Source organism: Providencia sp. (assembly GCF_040396775.1).
Taxonomy (GTDB): Bacteria; Pseudomonadota; Gammaproteobacteria; order Enterobacterales; family Enterobacteriaceae; genus Providencia.
Map to the genome: position 1 here is coordinate 22,475 of NZ_JBEBNT010000006.1, position 20,910 is coordinate 43,384.

Annotated in this window: 17 protein-coding genes; all 17 read left to right on the forward strand. The window is 44.7% G+C overall.

Annotation, left to right across the window (positions count from 1 at the left end; genetic code table 11):
• Window positions 1–41: 41 nt before the first annotated feature.
• The 17 genes from leuO to ABWP91_RS08920 all read left to right on the forward strand — a co-directional run bounded on the left by leuO (window position 42) and on the right by ABWP91_RS08920 (window position 20,909).
• Window positions 42–1,010, forward strand: a complete 969-nt coding sequence (gene leuO / locus ABWP91_RS08840) for a transcriptional regulator LeuO (protein ID WP_353242956.1) — start codon at window positions 42–44, stop codon at window positions 1,008–1,010.
• 255 nt (window positions 1,011–1,265) lie between these two features.
• Window positions 1,266–3,098 (forward strand): AMP-dependent synthetase/ligase, encoded by a 1,833-nt coding sequence (locus ABWP91_RS08845; protein ID WP_353242957.1) that lies wholly within the window; start codon window positions 1,266–1,268, stop codon window positions 3,096–3,098.
• Window positions 3,099–3,463: 365 nt separating this feature from the next.
• Window positions 3,464–5,191 carry an acetolactate synthase 3 large subunit gene (ilvI, locus tag ABWP91_RS08850; RefSeq protein ID WP_353242958.1) on the forward strand — a complete coding sequence of 576 codons (1,728 nt, stop codon included), beginning with the start codon at window positions 3,464–3,466 and terminating at the stop codon, window positions 5,189–5,191.
• 2 nt (window positions 5,192–5,193) lie between these two features.
• On the forward strand, window positions 5,194–5,685 hold the full coding sequence (ilvN, locus tag ABWP91_RS08855) for an acetolactate synthase small subunit (RefSeq protein WP_206082710.1): 492 nt from the start codon (window positions 5,194–5,196) through the stop codon (window positions 5,683–5,685).
• 84 nt (window positions 5,686–5,769) lie between these two features.
• Entirely contained in the window at window positions 5,770–6,780 is a 1,011-nt protein-coding gene (gene cra / locus ABWP91_RS08860) for a catabolite repressor/activator (protein WP_219246501.1), read from the forward strand.
• Window positions 6,781–7,478: 698 nt separating this feature from the next.
• Entirely contained in the window at window positions 7,479–7,937 is a 459-nt protein-coding gene (gene mraZ / locus ABWP91_RS08865) for a division/cell wall cluster transcriptional repressor MraZ (RefSeq protein ID WP_353242959.1), read from the forward strand.
• 2 nt (window positions 7,938–7,939) lie between these two features.
• Complete coding sequence (rsmH, locus tag ABWP91_RS08870) at window positions 7,940–8,893, forward strand: 16S rRNA (cytosine(1402)-N(4))-methyltransferase RsmH (RefSeq protein WP_353242960.1); 954 nt, start codon at window positions 7,940–7,942, stop codon at window positions 8,891–8,893.
• Complete coding sequence (ftsL, locus tag ABWP91_RS08875) at window positions 8,893–9,213, forward strand: cell division protein FtsL (protein WP_353242961.1); 321 nt, start codon at window positions 8,893–8,895, stop codon at window positions 9,211–9,213. The genes rsmH and ftsL overlap by 1 nt, the downstream gene beginning before the upstream one ends.
• A 12-nt stretch (window positions 9,214–9,225) precedes the next feature.
• On the forward strand, window positions 9,226–10,992 hold the full coding sequence (gene ftsI / locus ABWP91_RS08880; RefSeq protein WP_353242962.1) for a peptidoglycan DD-transpeptidase PBP3: 1,767 nt from the start codon (window positions 9,226–9,228) through the stop codon (window positions 10,990–10,992).
• On the forward strand, window positions 10,979–12,466 hold the full coding sequence (murE, locus tag ABWP91_RS08885; RefSeq protein ID WP_353242963.1) for a UDP-N-acetylmuramoyl-L-alanyl-D-glutamate--2,6-diaminopimelate ligase: 1,488 nt from the start codon (window positions 10,979–10,981) through the stop codon (window positions 12,464–12,466). Before ftsI ends, murE begins: the two co-directional genes overlap by 14 nt.
• On the forward strand, window positions 12,463–13,827 hold the full coding sequence (gene murF, locus ABWP91_RS08890) for a UDP-N-acetylmuramoyl-tripeptide--D-alanyl-D-alanine ligase (RefSeq protein ID WP_353242964.1): 1,365 nt from the start codon (window positions 12,463–12,465) through the stop codon (window positions 13,825–13,827). The genes murE and murF overlap by 4 nt, the downstream gene beginning before the upstream one ends.
• Window positions 13,821–14,903, forward strand: a complete 1,083-nt coding sequence (gene mraY, locus ABWP91_RS08895) for a phospho-N-acetylmuramoyl-pentapeptide-transferase (RefSeq protein WP_353242965.1) — start codon at window positions 13,821–13,823, stop codon at window positions 14,901–14,903. Before murF ends, mraY begins: the two co-directional genes overlap by 7 nt.
• 1 nt (window position 14,904) lies before the next feature.
• The gene (murD, locus tag ABWP91_RS08900; RefSeq protein ID WP_353242966.1) at window positions 14,905–16,215 is read left to right on the forward strand and encodes a UDP-N-acetylmuramoyl-L-alanine--D-glutamate ligase; all 1,311 of its coding nucleotides are present in this window, start codon (window positions 14,905–14,907) and stop codon (window positions 16,213–16,215) included.
• A complete protein-coding gene (ftsW, locus tag ABWP91_RS08905; RefSeq protein WP_353242967.1) occupies window positions 16,215–17,408 on the forward strand; it encodes a cell division protein FtsW in 1,194 nt (397 codons plus the stop codon). The genes murD and ftsW overlap by 1 nt, the downstream gene beginning before the upstream one ends.
• Window positions 17,405–18,478 carry an undecaprenyldiphospho-muramoylpentapeptide beta-N-acetylglucosaminyltransferase gene (gene murG / locus ABWP91_RS08910; RefSeq protein ID WP_353242968.1) on the forward strand — a complete coding sequence of 358 codons (1,074 nt, stop codon included), beginning with the start codon at window positions 17,405–17,407 and terminating at the stop codon, window positions 18,476–18,478. The genes ftsW and murG overlap by 4 nt, the downstream gene beginning before the upstream one ends.
• A 44-nt stretch (window positions 18,479–18,522) precedes the next feature.
• Window positions 18,523–19,986, forward strand: a complete 1,464-nt coding sequence (gene murC / locus ABWP91_RS08915; RefSeq protein WP_353242969.1) for a UDP-N-acetylmuramate--L-alanine ligase — start codon at window positions 18,523–18,525, stop codon at window positions 19,984–19,986.
• A gap of 2 nt (window positions 19,987–19,988) precedes the next feature.
• Window positions 19,989–20,909 carry a D-alanine--D-alanine ligase gene (locus ABWP91_RS08920; protein WP_353242970.1) on the forward strand — a complete coding sequence of 307 codons (921 nt, stop codon included), beginning with the start codon at window positions 19,989–19,991 and terminating at the stop codon, window positions 20,907–20,909.
• The last annotated feature ends 1 nt before the right edge of the window (window position 20,910 follow it).

The following is a 20,910-nucleotide window of genomic DNA, read 5'->3' on the forward strand; positions in this document are numbered from 1 at the left end:
TCGTTAATGAAAAATGATAAATATATTTAGTGGAGTAAAAAATGACTGATTTTGATACGATTTCAACAGGTAAAAAAGAAAGCAGCGATATTCACCTACGTAATGTTGATTTAAATTTATTAACTGTTTTTGATGTGGTTATGCAGATGCAAAATGTCACTAAAGCAGCGCAAGTGTTAGGCATGTCTCAACCCGCAGTGAGCAATGCAGTCTCACGCTTAAAGTCAATGTTTAATGACGAGTTATTCGTTCGTTATGGCCGTGGTATTCAGCCTACCTCTCGGGCTAAACAGTTATTTGGGCCAGTAAGACAAGCGTTACAATTAGTGCATAATGAGCTACCTGGAGCAGGTTTTGACCCACAAGATAGCGATCGTGTATTTAATTTGTCGATTTGCTCTCCTTTAGATATTCGTCTAGCTGCAATGATTGTTGCGAAGTTTAAAATGGCCTCGCCTAATATTAATGTGTTTATTCATTCATTTTTGAATAATAACATTGCACACCAATTAAAGTATCAGGAAATAGATTTCTTTATCGGCTATAACCAATTCGAAAAACCCGAGTATCAACATCAAATTTTATTTAATGATGATTTGGTTTTAGTCGCGGCGAATAATCATCCACGAATGGTTAATTCTATTTCTGAACAGGATTTAATGAGTGAACGTCATGCTATTATGTCAATGGAAAATATAGGTTCATTTAGTAAGCCTTACTATTATAATACTGAGCTGTCTCATACAATTAGCTATCAAGGAACCGACCTCAGTAGTGTGTTAAATATCGTATCTCAAACTGATTTAGTGGCAATTGCCCCTAAATGGCTCGTTGAGCATTATACAGGGCAACTGAAATTACGGACTTTATCGTTGCCATTAGAAAGTCAGTCTCGCCCTTGTTACCTAACGTGGCATGAATCGACAGCAAGGGATAAAGGCCATCAATGGATGAAATCGCAATTTAGCCAAATGATCAAGGAACTCTTAGACCAAGCAGTCGCGGCGTAATCACTTTCTTAAGGTAAATTCGCAAAATGGAGCCTGAACTACAAGATTCACGGCTCCAAGACAAGTTAATTAACTCATTGTAGTGAACGCTATGGTGAGTTTTGCAGTGAACATAACATTTGCAGAAAATTTACATAGAAAAACTTTCCTCCTACGTTATTAGTCGATAAACTGCCGATATTCAGCTAACAGTTGTAAGCTGAAATAGTAAAACGGTTAAGTTCTTGTGAAGATACCGAGTGACTTATATCAATAATGACCGATAGGGAATTAACTTTGATTACTGAAAATCTATATCCATACCATTTAGTAAATCGCTTACGTAGCAGAATCAATGCGAACGAATCAGCGAGCCGGATAGCTTTCAGTCAATGGAATAATGGGCAACAAAGCTCATTAACATGGAGTGAGGTGGGTGAACGCACGTCTGCGATTTCTCGTCACCTCTTAGCATTAGAAGTTTCAACACAAGAAAATATCGGGTTATTTGCCCACAACAGCATGAGTTGGTCACTGATTGACTTAGCATCATTACAGATCAGAGCGGTGACGGTTCCACTTTATGCGACCAGTAGTGTTGAACAAGCTGCTTATATTATTAACGATGCCAACATTGAAGTGTTGTTTGTCGGTGAACAAACGCAATATGATGTTGCGTGCCAATTACCTGTGCTTTGTCCTCAATTAAAAATGATTGTCGTGATGGATGAAGGCGTTGAACTGATTGATAACTCAGTAGCAACCTTGTATTTATCCACTTTTATGGCACAAGCACAGCCTGAGTACCAAATGGAGCTGGATGCACGCATTGCAGCCCATAATCTCAGTGATTTATTTACGATTATCTATACATCAGGAACGACGGGTGAGCCAAAAGGCGTGATGTTGGATTACTACAACATGGCCGCTCAGTTGTATTTGCATGATGAGCGATTACAACTAACGGAAGATGATATTTCGTTAAGTTTCTTACCCCTTTCTCATGTATTTGAACGTGCTTGGAGTTTCTATGTCATGCACGTAGGGGCACTCAATGTCTATTTAACGGATACCAATCTAGTGCGGGAAGCACTCGCGGATGTGAAGCCTACCGTGATGTGTGCGGTGCCGCGTTTCTATGAAAAAGTCTACAGTGCAGTGCAAAGTAAGGTATCAAAAGCACCATGGGCACGCAGAATGCTGTTTAAGATGGCTATCTCCCTTGGCAAGCGTCGTGTTAACGCCCTTTCTAAAGGGAGCGCACCATCATTAATCAATCGCGCTATCTTCCCATTAGCGGATAAACTGGTTTTAAGTAAAATTCGCGAGGGGTTAGGTGGTCGTATTCGTTTTATGCCAGCGGCTGGGGCGCGTTTGGATGATGATGTTATTGCCTTTTTCTTATCCGCAGGTGTGGATATTAAATACGGGTATGGCATGTCAGAAACATGCGCGACGGTTTCATGTTGGGAAGAGGGTAAATATCCACTGGGTTCGATTGGCACGCCATTATCTTCGGTTGAAGTGCGAATCGGTAAAGATGATGAAATCCAAGTAAAGGGCCCTGTCGTAATGAAAGGTTACTACAATCGCCCAAATGAAACCTTAGATACGTTTACCTCTGATGGCTGGTTAAAAACGGGGGATGCGGGGAAAATTGACGCACAAGGCAATTTATATATTACGGATAGGCTAAAAGACTTAATGAAAACGTCTAACGGTAAGTATATCGCACCTCAACTAATTGAAGGGGTGTTAGGCCAAGATAAATTCATTGAGCATATTGCCGTTATTGCTGATACACGTAAGTTTGTTTCTGCGCTGATAGTACCTTGTTATGATAGCCTAGAAGAATATGCGCATTCGATTAACTTAAAATATCGAGATCGCCTTGAGTTACTAAAAGACTCTAATATTGTGGCGCTTTTTGAAGCTCGATTAAAAGAACTGCAAAAAAACATAGAGAATTTTCATCAGGTTAAGCGTTTTACCTTGTTACCGACCACATTTTCAATGGAGAAAGGGGAGTTAACCCCAACCTTGAAATTACGCCGTAAAATAATTTCTGAGCGTTATCAATTAGAAATTGAATCTATGTATAAAGAGTAATTAAGCATTTTATTCTCAGGCTTATCTATTTCGGTAGGTGAGCCTGATGCTCTTAGTATATTAATCCTGCCTATATCTTTTCTTTTTTCTTGTTGATATTCACGGTCAGAACAAAATATTTCAAGTTGCTAGCTGGCTGAAAAATAGTCAAAATTTCTCCCATTTTTTCCATATGCAGTCATTCACTCTGCCAAGTGTCAATGTTCAAGATAATCTGAAAATACCGCTATTTTTGTGCTGAAATGATGTTTGCTTCGTTTCAGCCAGAGAGATATGTTAATAGCACGCATTAACCTGTTTAAATGATAAAAATAAAGAGGTAATTGATACCTCTTAACTTGCAAATAATGTCTGGGGGCAAACTCATGGAGAAGTTGTCGGGAGCTGAAATGGTCGTCAAGTCATTGATTGACCAAGGGGTAAAGCACGTGTTTGGGTATCCAGGCGGTGCAGTATTAGATATTTATGATGCGCTTCATACTGTCGGTGGTGTGGAACATATTCTGGTGCGTCATGAACAAGCTGCAGTGCATATGGCAGATGGCTATGCACGCTCAACAGGGGATGTTGGCGTTGTTCTCGTCACTTCAGGCCCCGGAGCAACCAATGCGATTACTGGCATTGCAACCGCTTATATGGACTCTGTGCCGATGGTGGTGCTATCAGGGCAGGTTGCCAGCTCTTTAATTGGTAATGATGCGTTCCAAGAATGTGACATGGTGGGAATATCGCGGCCAATAGTGAAACACAGTTTCTTAATTAAAAGTGCCGAAGAAATCCCTGAAACCATTAAAAAAGCCTTCTATATTGCGGCGAGTGGCCGTCCTGGCCCTGTTGTGATCGATTTCCCGAAAGATACGGTGAACCCTGCACTTAAATTTCCGTATCATTACCCTGAGTCTGTTTCTCTACGTTCATACAACCCGACACTGCAAGGGCACAAAGGGCAGATCAAAAAAGCACTCTCTAAATTAGTCGCGGCGAAAAAACCGGTTTTCTATATTGGTGGCGGTGCGATTAACGCCAATTGCTCAGCGGAACTCATTGAATTAGCTGAAGCATTAAAACTGCCAGTGGTTTCGACCTTGATGGGGTTAGGGGCTTTCCCTGAAACCCATAAGCAATCCGTCGGGATGTTAGGTATGCATGGAACTTATGAAGCGAATAAAGTCATGCATAATTCAGATGTCATTTTTGCAGTAGGTGTACGCTTTGATGACCGTACAACCAACAATTTAGAAAAATATTGCCCAAATGCGACGGTGATCCAGATTGACGTTGACCCAACTTCAATTTCAAAAACGGTAAATGCAGATATTCCAATTGTTGGTGATGCAAAATCAACGTTAAAACAAATGTTAGGGCAGTTAGACCAAGCGTCATCAAAACAAGATGAGAATGCGTTAAAAGATTGGTGGAAAGACATTGAAGAGTGGCGTAAAAAACAGTGTTTACGCTATGAAACCAGTCAAACTAAAGTCAAACCTCAGCAAGCCATTGAGATGATTTATCGTTTAACAAATGGTGAGGCGTATGTGACTTCGGATGTCGGGCAGCATCAAATGTTTGCTGCATTGTATTATCCATTTGATAAACCAAGACATTGGATAAATTCAGGTGGTCTCGGCACCATGGGCTTTGGTTTACCTGCCGCATTAGGGGTGAAATTAGCCCATCCAAACTCAACGGTAGTTTGCGTAACGGGTGATGGTAGTATTCAAATGAATATCCAAGAGCTATCAACCGCACTGCAATACGGCTTGCCTGTCTTAGTTCTGAATCTCAATAATGGCTTCTTAGGCATGGTAAAACAGTGGCAAGATATGATTTATCAAGGCCGCCATTCCCAATCCTACATGCAGTCACTCCCTGATTTTATCAAATTAGCGCAGGCGTATGGCCATGTTGGGATTTCGATTTCCTCACCAAATGAACTTGAAGAGAAACTCAAGCAAGCCTTAGTGGAAGTGAATGAAAATCAACGCTTAGTATTTGTTGATGTCAATATTGATGAAACTGAACACGTTTATCCAATGCAAATCCGTGGTGGAGCAATGGACGAAATGTGGTTGAGCAAAACAGAGAGGACCTGATCATGCGTCGTATTTTATCCGTTTTATTAGAAAATGAATCAGGTGCTTTGTCCCGTGTCATAGGTCTGTTCTCTCAACGCGGTTATAATATTGAAAGTTTGACGGTTGCGCCCACTGATGACCCAACATTGTCACGTATGACCATCCAAACTAAAGGTGATGCGAAAGTTCTCGAGCAAATTGAGAAACAGTTGCACAAGCTGGTGGATGTACTGCGAGTGAGTGAGCTGACGGCTTCAGCACATATCGAGCGTGAAATCATGTTAGTGAAGCTGCAAGCTTCAGGTTATGGACGTGATGAAGTGAAACGCTGTGCGGATATTTTCCGTGGGCAAATCGTCGATGTCACACCTACGCTTTATACCGTTCAGCTCGCAGGAACAAGCGATAAACTGGATGCTTTCATCGAATCAGTACGTGGTGTTGCTGAAATTGTTGAAGTTGTGCGCTCAGGTATCGTCGGTGTTTCGCGTGGTGACAAAATTATGCGATGAAAAATTTATCTTCCAAAGGTAGAATACTCGGATATAAGGCCTCGAATGACTCGAGGCTGTTCCCGAAATTAAAAAGAGGTTAACGTGAAACTGGATGAGATAGCCCGTCTAGCGGGTGTTTCCCGCACAACGGCTAGTTATGTGATCAACGGCAAGGCCAAGCAGTATCGAGTCAGCGATAAAACTGTTGAAAAAGTGATGGCAGTCGTCAGAGAGCACAATTACCATCCAAATGCAGTTGCTGCGGGCTTACGTGCAGGGCGCACCCGTTCCATTGGGTTGGTGATCCCCGATCTAGAAAATACCAGCTATACACGTATAGCTAATTATTTAGAAAGACAGGCACGTCAACGCGGCTACCAATTGTTAATCGCGTGTTCTGAGGATCAACCAGACAACGAAATTCGTTGTGTTGAACACCTTTTGCAGCGCCAAGTTGATGCCATTATTGTGTCGACTGCACTGCCACCAGAGCACCCTTTTTATCAGCGCTGGGCAAACCGTTCGCTCCCTATTATTGCATTGGATAGAGCCCTTGAAAAAGAGCACTTTATTAGTGTTGTAGGGGATGACCAAGAAGATGCTTTCATGATTTCAGCAGAGTTACGTAAGTTCAAAGCTGAATCGGTATTGTATTTAGGGGCATTACCTGAACTGTCTGTCAGCTATTTACGTGAGCAGGGTTTTCGTAAAGCATGGAATGGCGACACACGTGAAGTTGACTATTTGTACGCAAATAGCTATGAGCGTGATTCTGCCGCAGACGTGTTTGCAAATTGGCTTGATAGCGGCAATGAGATGCCAGATGCGTTATTTACAACATCTTTCTCATTGCTCCAAGGTGTACTGGATGTAGCACTCAAACGCAGCGGTCGTTTGCCTGAGCATATGGTGATTGCGACCTTTGGGGATAACGAATTATTGGATTTCCTCGGTTGCCCTGTGTTGTCACTTGCACAGCGCCACCGTGATATCGCAGAGCGTATTCTCGAGCTGGTATTAGCAAGCCTTGATGAAAAGCAAAAACCCGACACGGGGATCACTCGTATTCGTCGTGATTTATGCCGTCGCGGAAGTTTAGGCCGTAAGCAATAAAAAATCGCCTTAACTTTGGGCAATCAGTGTAAAGCATCTCAATAATGAGTGATGTTGATCACGATTATGAGTAATATAAGGGCCCCTACAATGTAGGGGTCTTTTTTTTATCGGCTAAAAATACGTAAATATTTCACTTTAGGAATTATCTTAATCAATTATTTATTTATTTTGTAACAAAAGCTAAATGCGATAAAAATAAAAATAAAAAAGGTTTTTGCAGATGGTTTTATTGAGTTGGGCACTTTTTTTGTTGTTTTAATACTGTTTATTAAAACAGTTATTTAGTTTGCTGAAATATAACGATTTTATTTTGCTAGAGAGGTGTTTTTATCTTTTAGGCATATTAACACTGTTTTAATATCAGATTAAAAGTAAAGAATTGGTACGAAATACACTGATTAAAAATGAGAGTGAGATTGGATTTAGCGCCATTTGTGTGATTTTTCAGCAATAAACAGCTACTTTGCTATTTTGTGTGAAATTTATAAAATAAGCTAATTATATCAATTCGTTATTTCTTATTTTCTTTCCAAGTAAGATTTTACCCATCCTTCTATTTTCTGAATTGTTCTGTAAATAAACCTAAAGCTGGGTGCGACTGGCTTGACAAGGTTTTCATACCATTCGTAAACTTTATATGTGGAGAATTGTGGGGTAAAGTGGGTGACTAGGAACTGAAAGGGGTTTAATCGGGTATGTTTCGTGGGGCAACACTGGTTAATCTCGACAGCAAAGGGCGGCTAACCGTGCCTACTCGTTATCGAGGAATGCTGACCGAGGAAGTGAAAGGGCAAATGGTTTGCACCATTGACCTTCACCAGCCATGCCTGCTGCTTTATACCCTACCTGAATGGGAAATTATTGAGGAAAAGCTGTCTCGCTTATCCACCATGAACGAAGCAGAACGACGTGTACAACGGCTTTTACTGGGTCACGCTAGCGAATGCCAAATGGATAATGCAGGACGTCTTTTGTTAGCCAATACATTGCGCCAACACGCAGGGCTAACCAAAGAGGTCATGTTGGTTGGCCAAATTAATAAATTTGAACTTTGGGATGAGCAAACTTGGTACAAACAAGTGGAAAATGATATCGCTGCGGAGCGCCTCACCACTGAACCACTCTCAGCCCGCTTACAGGATTTGTCACTATAACAATGACGCAACAGCAATTTAAGCACGTAACCGTATTATTGGATGAAGCCGTTAACGGTTTGAATATTAAACCAAATGGTATTTATATCGACGGCACTTTTGGTCGTGGTGGGCATTCTCGCTTAATTTTAAGCCAACTGGGTGAACACGGGCGCTTAATCGCCATTGACCGTGACCCAGAAGCCATTAAAGCCGCACAAGCCATTGATGACCCGCGTTTTATGATTAAGCATGGCCCGTTCTCAGACATTGCACAATACGTGGAAGAAGAAGGGCTGGTGGGGCAAATTGACGGTGTTTTGTTGGATTTAGGCGTATCTTCACCGCAATTGGATGACCCAGAAAGAGGGTTTTCATTTATGCGTGACGGGCCATTGGATATGCGTATGGACCCGACTAAAGGGCAATCAGCGCAACAATGGCTGATGAATGCAGAGGCTGATGACATTGCATGGGTACTGAAAACCTTTGGTGAAGAGCGTTTTTCGAAGCGTATCGCAAGGGCGATTGTAGAACGCAATCATAACCCAGAAGAAGAGCCATTAACCCGTACGCGCCATCTGGCTGAGTTGATTTCTAAAGTTAGCCCGATGAAAGACAGACATAAGCACCCAGCAACTCGCAGCTTTCAGGCTATTCGTATCTACATCAATAGCGAGCTGGAAGAGATTGAGCAGGCGTTAAACGGTGCAATGGGTGTTTTGGCACCAGAAGGGCGTTTATCCGTGATCAGTTTCCACTCTTTGGAAGACCGATTGGTTAAACAATTTATCCGTAAAAACAGTAAAGGGCCAAGTGTACCTGCTGGGATCCCACTGACAGAAACGCAAATTAGAGCGTTAGGTGCAGCGCAGTTACGTGATTTAGGCAAAATGAAGCCGTCGGATAACGAAATTGACGAAAACCCGCGCGCACGCAGTTCGGTGCTGCGTTTTGCAGAAAAGGTGACGCAATAATGATCCCTGAAAGGCACAGCCTAGCACGCGTGATTGGACGTGATTTATTTCGCTACGGCATCGTTCCTTTGATTTTATTGGCTGCGATTATTATTAGCGCCGTATTTGTGGTCACAACGGCACACGAAACTCGCTTATTAACCGCAGCCAAAGACAAATTGTACGAAGAGAAAGATTCGCTGGATATTGAATGGCGCAATCTGATCCTCGAGGAAAATGCCTTAGCGAGCCATAGCCGTATTGAGCGTTTGTCAGTTGATAAATTACAGATGGTTCAAGTTGAGCCATCACAAGAAAATATTATTGTTTCTCAACAATAAAAAAGGTTCCCAATGAAAGCACCAAAAACAGCAAAAAATAAGAAACAAGAAGAAGGTACCAGCTTTGTCCGCTGGCGCTTTATTTTGCTGTGTGGGTGCATTGTCTTGGCGCTAGCAGGGTTATTAACCCGCGTCGCCTACTTACAAATCATCGCCCCTGAAAAGTTAGTCAAAGAGGGCGATTTACGTTCTTTACGTGTTCAGGAAGTTGCGACGGCGCGCGGTATGATTAGCGACCGTGAAGGTCGGCAGCTTGCGGTTAGTGTCCCCGTCAACGCAATTTGGGCTGATCCAAAAGAAGTGTTTGAGAAAGGCGGGATTAGCAATGATGAGCACTGGAAAGCCCTTGCAGACGCACTCGAAATTCCTCTCGAACAAATTACCAACAAAATATCGGCCAACCCGCGTGGCCGTTTTGTGTATTTAGCGCGCCAAGTTAACCCGTCTATCGGTGACTACGTTAAAAAATTAAAAATCCCGGGTATCTACCTGCGTAAAGAATCCCGCCGTTATTACCCTTCTGGCCCTGTCACCGCGCACTTGTTAGGTGTGACAAATATTGATGGTGAAGGAATTGAAGGGGTTGAAAAGAGTTTTGACCGTTGGTTAAAAGGCGCTCCAGGGGAGCGTACTGTTCGTAAAGACCGCAATGGTCGAGTCATCGAAACGATTTCGTCAGTCGATAGCCAAGCGGCACATAACCTCACGTTGAGCATCGATGAACGTATTCAATCGATTGTTTACCGCGAGCTGACCCGTGGCGTACAAGAAAATAAAGCGGAATCAGGCGTGGCGATTTTAGTGGATGTGCACACAGGGGAAATTTTGGCGATGGCAAATAGTCCATCTTATAACCCAAATAACCTTGCTGGTACCGCAATGGATGCCATGCGTAACCGTGCAATTACCGATATTTTTGAACCAGGTTCAACGGTAAAACCGATGGTAGTGATGAGCGCGCTGCACAACAAAATTGTTAAAGAAAACTCAGTGATTAATACCTATCCATATCGCATTAGTGGCCATGAAATTAAAGACGTTGCACGCTATGCGGAGTTAACAATTACTGGGATTTTACAGAAGTCGAGTAACGTGGGTGTTTCTAAACTGGCGTTAGCGATGCCTGCCACAGAGCTGGTGGATGTGTATAGCCGCTTTGGGTTTGGCAAGCCGACTAATCTGGGGTTAGTCGGGGAAAGTAGTGGCATCTTTCCAAGTAAAAAAACACGGTGGTCTGATTTAGATAGGGCCACCTTTTCTTTTGGCTATGGGCAAATGGTAACACCGTTACAATTAGCGCGAGCCTACGCAACAATCGGTAGTTTTGGTATCTACAGGCCGCTGTCTATCACTAAAGTTGACCCACCAGTGCCGGGAACGCGTGTTTTCCCAGAGCCAATTATGCGTACGGTGGTGCATATGATGGAAAGCGTGGCACTGCCCGGCGGCGGCGGTGCACGTGCAGCGATTAAAGGTTACCGAATTGCAATTAAAACCGGGACCGCGAAAAAAGTCGGCCCTGAAGGGCGCTACGTTGATAAATACCTCGCTTATGCAGCGGGAGTCGCGCCAGCCAGTAATCCACGTTATGCGCTTGTTGTCCTGATCAACGAGCCGAGCGGTGGTAAGTACTACGGGGGGGCAGTTTCTGCTCCTGTGTTTGGTTCAATTATGGGCGGTGTCTTACGACTGATGAATGTTGAGCCAGATGCATTACAGCCTAACGATAAAAATGAAATTGTGAACAGTCAAAAAGAGGTTAAAAGTGGCAGATCGTAATCTTTGTGATCTCCTTGCACCATTTGGTGTAAGCACAACTCCTATCTCACTGCGTGAGATGACGCTAGACAGTCGAAAGGCTGCCGCGGGTGATCTGTTTATTGCTATAAAAGGCCATCAGTCGGATGGTCGACACTATATTCCTCAAGCGATTGCTCAAGGGGTTGGTGCGGTGATCGCTGAGGCCCAAGGTGAAGCGGAAGAAGGCGAGATTCGCTTTGTTCACGGCGTGCCAGTGATTTATCTCAATGACTTAAACAACCGTTTATCGGCACTGGCGGGTGAGTTTTATGACCAGCCTTCAGCCAAAATGAAATTAGTGGGCGTCACAGGAACGAACGGTAAAACGACAACAACCCAACTGATTGCTCAGTGGGCGAAAGGCCTTGGCGAGACAAGTGCGGTGATGGGCACGGTTGGGAATGGCCTGCTAGGGCAAGTTTCACCGACAGAAAATACCACGGGCTCGGCGGTGGATATTCAACTTGAACTCACACAACTCTTAGATAAAAAAGCCACGTTGACGGCGATGGAAGTGTCTTCCCATGGTTTAGTGCAAGGGCGCGTGGCAGCTTTACAATTTGAAGCCGCTGTGTTCACCAATCTAAGCCGTGATCACCTTGATTATCATGGTGATATGGAGAATTACGAAGCAGCAAAATGGCTCCTGTTCTCGACGCATCAAACCAAAAATCAAATTATTAATGCAGATGATGACGTTGGGCTGAAATGGTTACAGCACTTACCGCAAGCGTGTGCAGTCACGATGGAAAACCGTATCCCCGCAAACTGGCAAGGGCCATGGTTAAAAGCTACTGAAGTGGAATACCACGACAAGGGTGCCACCATTTATTTTGACTCCACGTGGGGCAAAGGCACATTTGAAAGCCCGTTGATGGGAGCGTTTAACGTCAGTAACTTATTAGTTGCTATGGCGACATTGTTAATGATGGATTATCCACTCGAACAATTATTAGCATCGACCTCTTCCCTTTCCCCCGTTTGTGGTCGAATGGAAGTTTTTAGTGCACCGAATAAACCAACGGTTGTTGTCGACTATGCGCATACACCTGACGCATTAGAAAAAGCCCTTGCGGCGGCTCGTTTACATTGTAAAGGGCAACTTTGGTGCGTATTTGGCTGTGGTGGTGACCGTGACAAAGGTAAGCGCCCCCTTATGGGAGCCGCCGCGGAAGAGTGGGCTGATAAAATCGTGATCACTGACGATAACCCACGCAGCGAAGACCCAATTGATATTATCAACGACATCATGGCGGGCTTATTAGATTCAAGTCGTGCATTAGCCATCCCAGGTCGCCCTGAAGCGGTTACCAATACGATTTTACAAGCTTCACCCGATGATGTGATTGTCCTTGCCGGTAAAGGCCACGAAGATTACCAAATTATTGGTAACCGTAAATTAGATTACTCAGACCGCTTAACGGTGGCTCGGTTATTGGGGGTGATCGCATGATTTCATTAACCCTCGCACAGCTCGCAAAAATCACATCAGGGCAGATTGAGTCTGCACCTAATAGCGAATTCGTGATTGAAAACGTGAGCACTGATAGCCGTAAAATAGGCGAAAAATGTTTGTTTATCGCCCTTAAAGGCGAACGCTTTGATGCTCATGATTTTGTTGAGCAAGTGGTGGTTGATGGCGCAAAAGCGTTGTTAGTCGACCATAAATTAGCCGTAAATTGTCCGCAAGTAGTTGTGGAAGACACTCGTATTGCAATGGGGCAACTGGCAGCATGGGTTCGCCAGCAAGTGAGTGCTCGCATTGTTGGGTTAACCGGCTCATCGGGTAAAACGTCTGTAAAAGAAATGACTGCCTCTATTTTGGCTGAGCGTGGTAAGACTTTGTATACCGCAGGCAACTTAAATAACGATATTGGCGTGCCATTAACGTTGTTTCGCTTAACGCCAGAATATGATTTCGCCGTGATTGAAATGGGGGCTAACCACCCAAATGAAATCGCCTATACCACCAATATCGTGAAGCCTGAAACCGCATTAGTGAACAATTTATTTGGTGCACACTTAGCGGGGTTTGGTTCGCCAGAGGGTGTCGCTAAAGCAAAAGGTGAGATTTACCAAGGTATCCCAGAAGAAGGGACGGCTATTGTCAACTTGGATAGCTACAGTGAAAAATGGCAATTCCAACCGCGACAAACCGTGTGGTATTACTCATTAACACAGCAGCCTAAAGCCGATTTTTATCCAACAGATATTCAAATCAAGCAGCTAACAACGGACTTTGTGTTACATACGCCAGTAGGTCGCGTTGACATTACGTTACCACTGCCGGGCGTACATAATATTGCCAACGTGTTAGCCGCGAGTGCATTAGCCATTTCGGTGGGAGCAAGCCTCGACGATATCAAAAATGGCTTAGCAAATACCAAAGCGGTGCCGGGGCGTTTGTTCCCTGTTCGCTTAACGGAACACAAAGTGGTGTTAGACGACACTTACAATGCCAATGATGGTTCCATGATTGCCGCCATTCACGTACTGGAAAAAATGCCGGGTTACCGCATTTTAGTTGTCGGTGATATGGGCGAGCTTGGCGATTACGCCGAAGAGTGCCACCAACGTGTTGGCGTTGCGGCTAAACAGGCGGGCTTAGATAAAGTATTCAGCGTTGGCCAACTGAGTGAGTTGATCAGCGAATTTAGTGAGTGTGGTGAGCACTTTACAGTGAAAAGCGATTTATTAACCCGACTAATTCCGCTAGCACAGCAGAATGATGTTGTTTCTATTTTAGTTAAAGGTTCACGCAGCTCCGAGATGGAAGATGTGGTGAATGCATTGAAGGAGTGCTTCGAATGTTAGTCTGGCTTGCCGAAATGTTGGTCCACAAGTTTTCCGTCTTGAACGTCTTTTCATACCTGACGTTCAGAGCCATTGTCGGTTTGCTAACTGCACTTGCGATTGCCTTATGGATGGGGCCGCACCTGATTGCTTACCTGCAAAAAATGCAGATTGGCCAAGTCGTCCGTAGTGAAGGGCCTGAGTCACACTTTAGTAAGCGTGGCACGCCTACCATGGGCGGTTTATTAATCCTGTTTTCAATCACCGTATCTGTCTTACTGTGGGCGCGCTTAGATAATCCTTATGTTTGGTGCGTATTACTGGTGCTAATTGGCTACGGTATCGTGGGCTTTGTGGACGATTACCGCAAAGTGGTGAGAAAAGACACACGTGGCTTAATCGCCCGTTGGAAATATTTTTGGCAGTCTGTTATCGCTTTAGTCGTGGCATTTTCCATGTATGCGATTGGGAAAGACACGCCTGCGACCCAACTGGTGGTGCCATTTTTTAAAGACGTGATGCCACAACTGGGCATGTTATATATTTTACTGACCTATTTTGTGATTGTCGGTACCAGTAACGCCGTGAACTTAACTGACGGTCTTGATGGTTTAGCCATCATGCCAACCGTATTTGTGGCGGCAGGTTTTGCGTTAGTGGCATGGGCGACAGGTAACGTCAATTTTGCGGGCTACCTGCATATTCCATTTTTACCACACGCAGGTGAATTAGTGATTGTCTGTACCGCTATTGTCGGGGCAGGTTTAGGCTTCCTTTGGTTTAACACATACCCAGCACAAGTTTTCATGGGGGATGTGGGGTCACTGGCGCTCGGTGGTGCTCTGGGGACTATCGCTGTGTTACTGCGCCAAGAGTTCTTATTAGTGATTATGGGCGGGGTGTTTGTGGTTGAAACCTTGTCCGTTATTTTACAGGTTGGTTCGTTTAAATTACGCGGTCAACGGATCTTCCGTATGGCACCAATTCACCACCATTATGAATTGAAAGGCTGGCCAGAACCTCGTGTTATCGTGCGTTTCTGGATTATCTCCTTGATGCTAGTGCTGATTGGGCTGGCAACGTTGAAGGTGCGTTAATATGGTCGATTATCAGGGTAAGAACGTTGTCATTATAGGTCTGGGAGTTACAGGCCTATCTTGCGTTCAATTTTTCATTGAGCGTGGTGTCGTGCCTCGCGTGATGGATACCCGTGCAACACCTCCGGGTGTGGATAAACTGCCTGAAAATGTGCAGTGCCATAGCGGAAGTTTGAACAACACATGGCTTCAAGAAGCGGATTTGATTGTTGCAAGTCCGGGGATTGCGTTAGCGACTCCACAATTGCAGCAAGCTGCGCAAAACGGTATTGAAATTGTTGGTGATATCGAGCTGTTTTGCCGTGAAGCGGATGCGCCGATTGTGGCAATTACGGGGTCAAACGGAAAAAGCACAGTCACCTCATTAGTGGGGGAGATGGCGAGCGCGGCAGGGATTTCTGTCGGTGTGGGTGGCAATATTGGCACACCAGCGCTGTCTTTACTCAATTCAGGCCATGCATTGTACGTTTTAGAGCTCTCCAGTTTTCAACTCGAAACCACATCAAGCCTAAAAGCGGCAGCAGCAACGGTACTGAATATTAGCGAAGACCATATGGACAGATATCCACTGGGCTTAGCACAATACCGTAGCGCGAAATTAAAAATTTATCAGGGTGCACAAAATTGCATCGTGAATAGGCAAGATGCGTTAACACTACCTGAAAACCAATCAGCTGATGAATGTATTGGTTTTGGGGTGAACAGTGGAGAATATTGCTTTGACACGAAAAATCGTGTGCTGGTGGTTAACGGAGAAACACTGTTAGATGTCAATGAGATGCACCTGACAGGGCAACATAACTATTTGAACGCACTGGCAGCGTTAGCCCTTGCTGATGCAGTGAATATCCCAAGACCTGCTTGTATTGAGGTGTTGAAAACCTACGCTGGGTTAGCACACCGTTTTGAATTGGTGTTATTTAACAATGGAGTACGTTGGATTAATGACTCTAAAGCCACCAATGTGGGTAGTACCGAAGCGGCACTGAATGGGCTGCATGTTGACGGCTCAGTTTATTTATTGTTAGGCGGTGATGGCAAGTCGGCTGATTTTTCATCGTTAAAACAATATATTGCTGCGGATAATTACCACTTATATTGCTTTGGCCGTGATGGTAAATCATTAGCCGCTTTAGCCCCTGAAAAATCAGTATTAACTGACACCATGGAACAAAGCTTACGTCAAATTGCACCGCAATTAAAAGCAGGGGATATGGTGTTGCTCTCCCCAGCTTGTGCCAGTTTAGATCAGTTTAAAAACTTTGAGCAGCGTGGCGCTGTTTTTGCTCAATTAGCGAAGGAGCTTGGGTAATGACCATACCGGGTGCGATGCGTTTAAAAAATTGGGTCATTGGCGAAAAAAATGGCGTGATTTCAGGCTCAACGCTGTACGACCGTACATTGGTATGGTTGGCATTCGGTTTAGCGGCTATCGGCTTCATTATGGTAACTTCTGCTTCGATGCCTGTTGGGCAGCGTTTGACAGAAGACCCGTTTTACTTTGCAAAACGCGACATGGTCTATCTGGTGATTGCTTTCGCCTTATCATTAACGGTTATGCGCATCCCAATGGCCTTTTGGGAAAAGTATAATTTCCTATTTCTGATGGGTTCATTGGGCATGTTAGTGGTGGTGTTAGTCGCGGGAAGCTCAGTCAACGGGGCATCTCGTTGGATTGATGTCGGGCTAGTGAAAATTCAGCCCGCTGAAATATCTAAATTCACCCTGTTTTGCTATGTGTCCAGTTATTTAGTACGCAAGTCGGAAGAAGTTCGCACTCGCTTCCTCGGGTTTATCAAACCGATGTGTATTTTGATTGTGATGGCGTCATTACTGCTTTTACAGCCAGACTTAGGGACGGTCATTGTATTAGTCGTCACCACATTAGGTTTATTGTTTTTAGCTGGCGCAAGGTTAGCGCCGTTTATTATCGGTATTGTCACCTGTGCGGTGGGAGTATTAGCGCTGATCTGGTTTGAGCCTTACCGTTTGCGCCGCGTAACCTCGTTTTTGAACCCGTGGGATGACCCATTTGGTAGTGGTTACCAGTTAACACAATCGTTAATGGCATTTGGCCGTGGTGAAATGTTAGGGCAAGGGTTAGGAAATTCCGTTCAAAAACTGGAATACCTCCCTGAAGCGCACACTGACTTTATTTTCTCCGTGTTAGCGGAAGAGCTAGGCTATGTCGGAGTTGTATTAGTACTGTTGATGGTATTCATGTTGGCATTTAGGGCGATGATGATTGGTCGTCGGGCACTGATGTCTAACCAATTATTTGGCGGCTATATGGCCTGCTCAATCGGCATTTGGTTTACCTTCCAAGCCTTGGTTAACGTTGGTGCAGCATCCGGTATGCTGCCAACGAAAGGGTTAACGTTACCCCTAATTAGTTACGGTGGTTCCAGTTTATTAGTGATGGCCGCAGCGATAGCGGTATTACTGCGAATTGATTTTGAAACACGCCTAGAAAAAGCGCAGGCGTTTGTAAGGAGTACCAAATGAGTCAGCCCAAAAAATTACTCGTCATGGCAGGTGGAACAGGAGGGCACGTCTTTCCGGGACTCGCTGTGGCGCATTATTTGCAGGCTCAGGGCTGGGAAATTCGCTGGTTAGGTACTGCGGATAGAATGGAAGCGACCTTAGTGCCAAAACATGGCATAGACATTGAGTTTATTCAGATTTCAGGTTTAAGAGGCAAAGGCATTGCCGCACAATTAGGCGCACCATTGCGTATTTATAAAGCGATACGACAAGCGAAAACAATCATCAAGCGTTATCAGCCCGATGCCGTATTAGGCATGGGCGGGTATGTTTCAGGCCCCGGTGGTATTGCAGCATGGCAGTGTGGTGTCCCCGTTGTTCTGCATGAGCAAAATGGCATCGCGGGTTTGACGAACAAATGGTTATCACGTATTGCAAAACGGGTTTTACAGGCGTTTCCGGGGGCTTTCCCTGATGCCCCTGTCGTTGGTAACCCGGTTCGTGAAGATGTGTTGGCACTTCCTGCGCCTGCGGTTCGCTTAGCAGGGCGAGAAGGCTCGATACGCGTGTTAGTTGTCGGTGGTAGCCAAGGCGCCCGGATTTTAAACCAAGTGATGCCTCAAGTTGCTGCAAAAGTAGGCAAACAGTTAAATATCTGGCACCAAGCGGGAAAAGGCAGTAAGGAATCCACGGAAGCGTTGTATAATGAACAGCTGCAAGTTTCAGGCAATTCTGAGTATAAAGTTACTGAATTTATTGACGATATGGCGCAAGCTTATGCTTGGGCAGATATTGTTGTATGCCGTTCTGGCGCATTAACCGTCAGTGAAGTTGCAGCTGCAGGTTTACCTGCTATTTTTGTGCCTTTTCAGCACAAAGACCGTCAACAATATTGGAACGCATTACCACTGGAAAAAGCGGGCGCCGCGAAGATCTTAGAGCAGCCACAATTTACCGCAGAAGCGGTAGCAAGCTTGCTGGAGCAGTGGGATAGAGCAGAATTGTTGTCGATGGCTGAAAAAGCCCATGATTGTGCAATTAGTGATGCAACCGAGCGTGTTGCCGCCGTGATTTGCGAAGTGGCTAAATAGCTTTAGTCACATTTGATACGAATTTATAAAGAAGCGAAAACAGAGTGAATACACAACAATTAGCGAAATTAAGAACATCAGTGCCAGAAATGAGAAGAGTCAGGCACATCCATTTTGTCGGCATCGGTGGTGCTGGCATGGGTGGTATCGCTGAAGTGTTGGCAAATGAAGGCTATGAAATTAGTGGTTCAGACTTGGCGCCCAATGCTGTGACTCAACAATTAACCGAATTAGGTGCAACGATTTATTTTAATCACCGTCCGGAAAATGTTGAGAATGCCAGTGTAGTTGTCGTTTCAACGGCGATTTCTAGTGAAAACCCTGAAATTCAAGCGGCGAAAGAACTCCGTATTCCAGTTATTCGTCGTGCAGAAATGTTGGCTGAACTCATGCGTTACCGCCATGGTATTGCTGTTGCGGGAACGCACGGTAAAACCACTACGACTGCAATGATTTCAGGTATTTATGCACAAGCAGGTTTAGACCCAACGTTTGTTAACGGTGGGTTAGTGAAATCAGCGGGCACACACGCTCGCTTGGGTAGCAGCCGTTATCTGATTGCGGAAGCGGATGAAAGCGATGCATCGTTCTTGCATTTGCAGCCATTGGTGGCAGTCGTGACCAATATCGAAGCTGACCATATGGACACTTACCAAGGTAACTTTGATAATTTAACGGACACGTTCATTAATTTCCTGCATAACTTACCATTCTATGGCCGTGCAGTGATGTGCATTGATGACCCTGTTATCCGTTCATTGCTACCAAAGATTGGCCGTTACATCACCACTTATGGTTTCAGTGAAGACGCCGATGTGCGTATCACCAAATATGAACAAAAGGGTAACCAAGGCTTTTTCACTATTGCCCGTGAAAATATGCCGGAATTGACGGTCGTGTTGAACGCGCCGGGTCGCCATAATGCACTAAACGCCACTGCCGCAGTTGCGGTTGCGACGGAAGAAGGCATTGATGATTTACACATTTTGTCTGCGTTGGTGGAATTCCAAGGCACTGGTCGCCGTTTTGATTTCTTGGGTAATTTTGCATTACGCAATGTTAACGGCAAAGATGGTGAGGTCATGTTAGTGGATGACTATGGTCATCACCCAACTGAAGTGGATGCCACCATTAAAGCGGCGAGAGCAGGTTGGCCGGATAAACGTATTGTGATGATTTTCCAACCACATCGTTATACACGTACCCGTGATTTATACGATGACTTTGTCAACGTATTGGGGCAAGTGGATGTGTTATTGATGCTGGATGTGTATTCAGCGGGTGAAAAGCATGTTGCAGGGGCTGATAGCCGCTCATTATGCCGCACAATTCGTGGTCGTGGTCAGATTGATCCGATTTATGTTTCAGAACCGGAACAAATTTCTTACCTTTTAGCTCAAACTCTTGATGAAAATGATTTAATTTTAGTTCAAGGCGCAGGAAATATTGGTAAAATAGCCAAAACACTCGCGGAAACGAAATTACAGCCGCCGATGGTCGAGGAATAAACATGGCAGAGAAAATTGCGGTGCTATTTGGTGGGACATCAGCTGAACGTGAAGTCTCACTTCAGTCAGGAAATGCCGTGCTGGCAGGGCTTCGCCAAGGCGGGGTTGATGCGCATCCTATTGATACCAAAGATTTCCCTGTTATTAGACTAAAAGAAGCTGGTTTTGATAAAGTTTTCATCGCACTGCATGGTCGTGGCGGTGAAGATGGTACAATTCAAGGAATGCTTGAATACCTTGGTTTGCCTTACACAGGAAGTGGTGTGATGGCATCGGCGCTGAGTATGGATAAACTCAGAACAAAACAATTATGGCAAGGTGCGGGACTAAGTGTATCTCCTTATATATACTTAACTAAACAGCAACATTTGCAGATGAGCCGTGAACAAATCACTGCAAAAGTTAACACACTGGGTTTACCATTAATTGTCAAACCCAGTTTAGAAGGTTCGAGTGTTGGCATGAGTAAGGTTGACAGCTTAGATGCGTTGCCTGCGGCACTTGAATTAGCGTTTCGTTTCGACGAAACCGTATTAGTTGAAAAATGGCTCAGTGGCCCTGAATTCACCATCGCAGTGTTAGGTGATAAAACGCTACCGTCGATTCGTATCCAGCCACCGGGCATATTTTATGATTACGAAGCAAAATATTTGTCTGATGAGACACAATATTTCTGCCCAAGTGGTTTAGATGCACAACGTGAGTCTGAGCTTGCCGAATTAGCGATGAACGCTTATTTAGTGGTTGGTTGTGATGGATGGGGGCGTGTTGATGTGATGCAAGACAGCGATGGCCAGTTTTACTTGTTAGAAGTGAATACGTCGCCGGGTATGACAAGTCACAGCTTAGTGCCAATGGCCGCGCGTCAGGCAGGCTTAGATTTTTCGCAGTTAGTTGTGCGAATTTTAGAATTGGCTCGTTGAT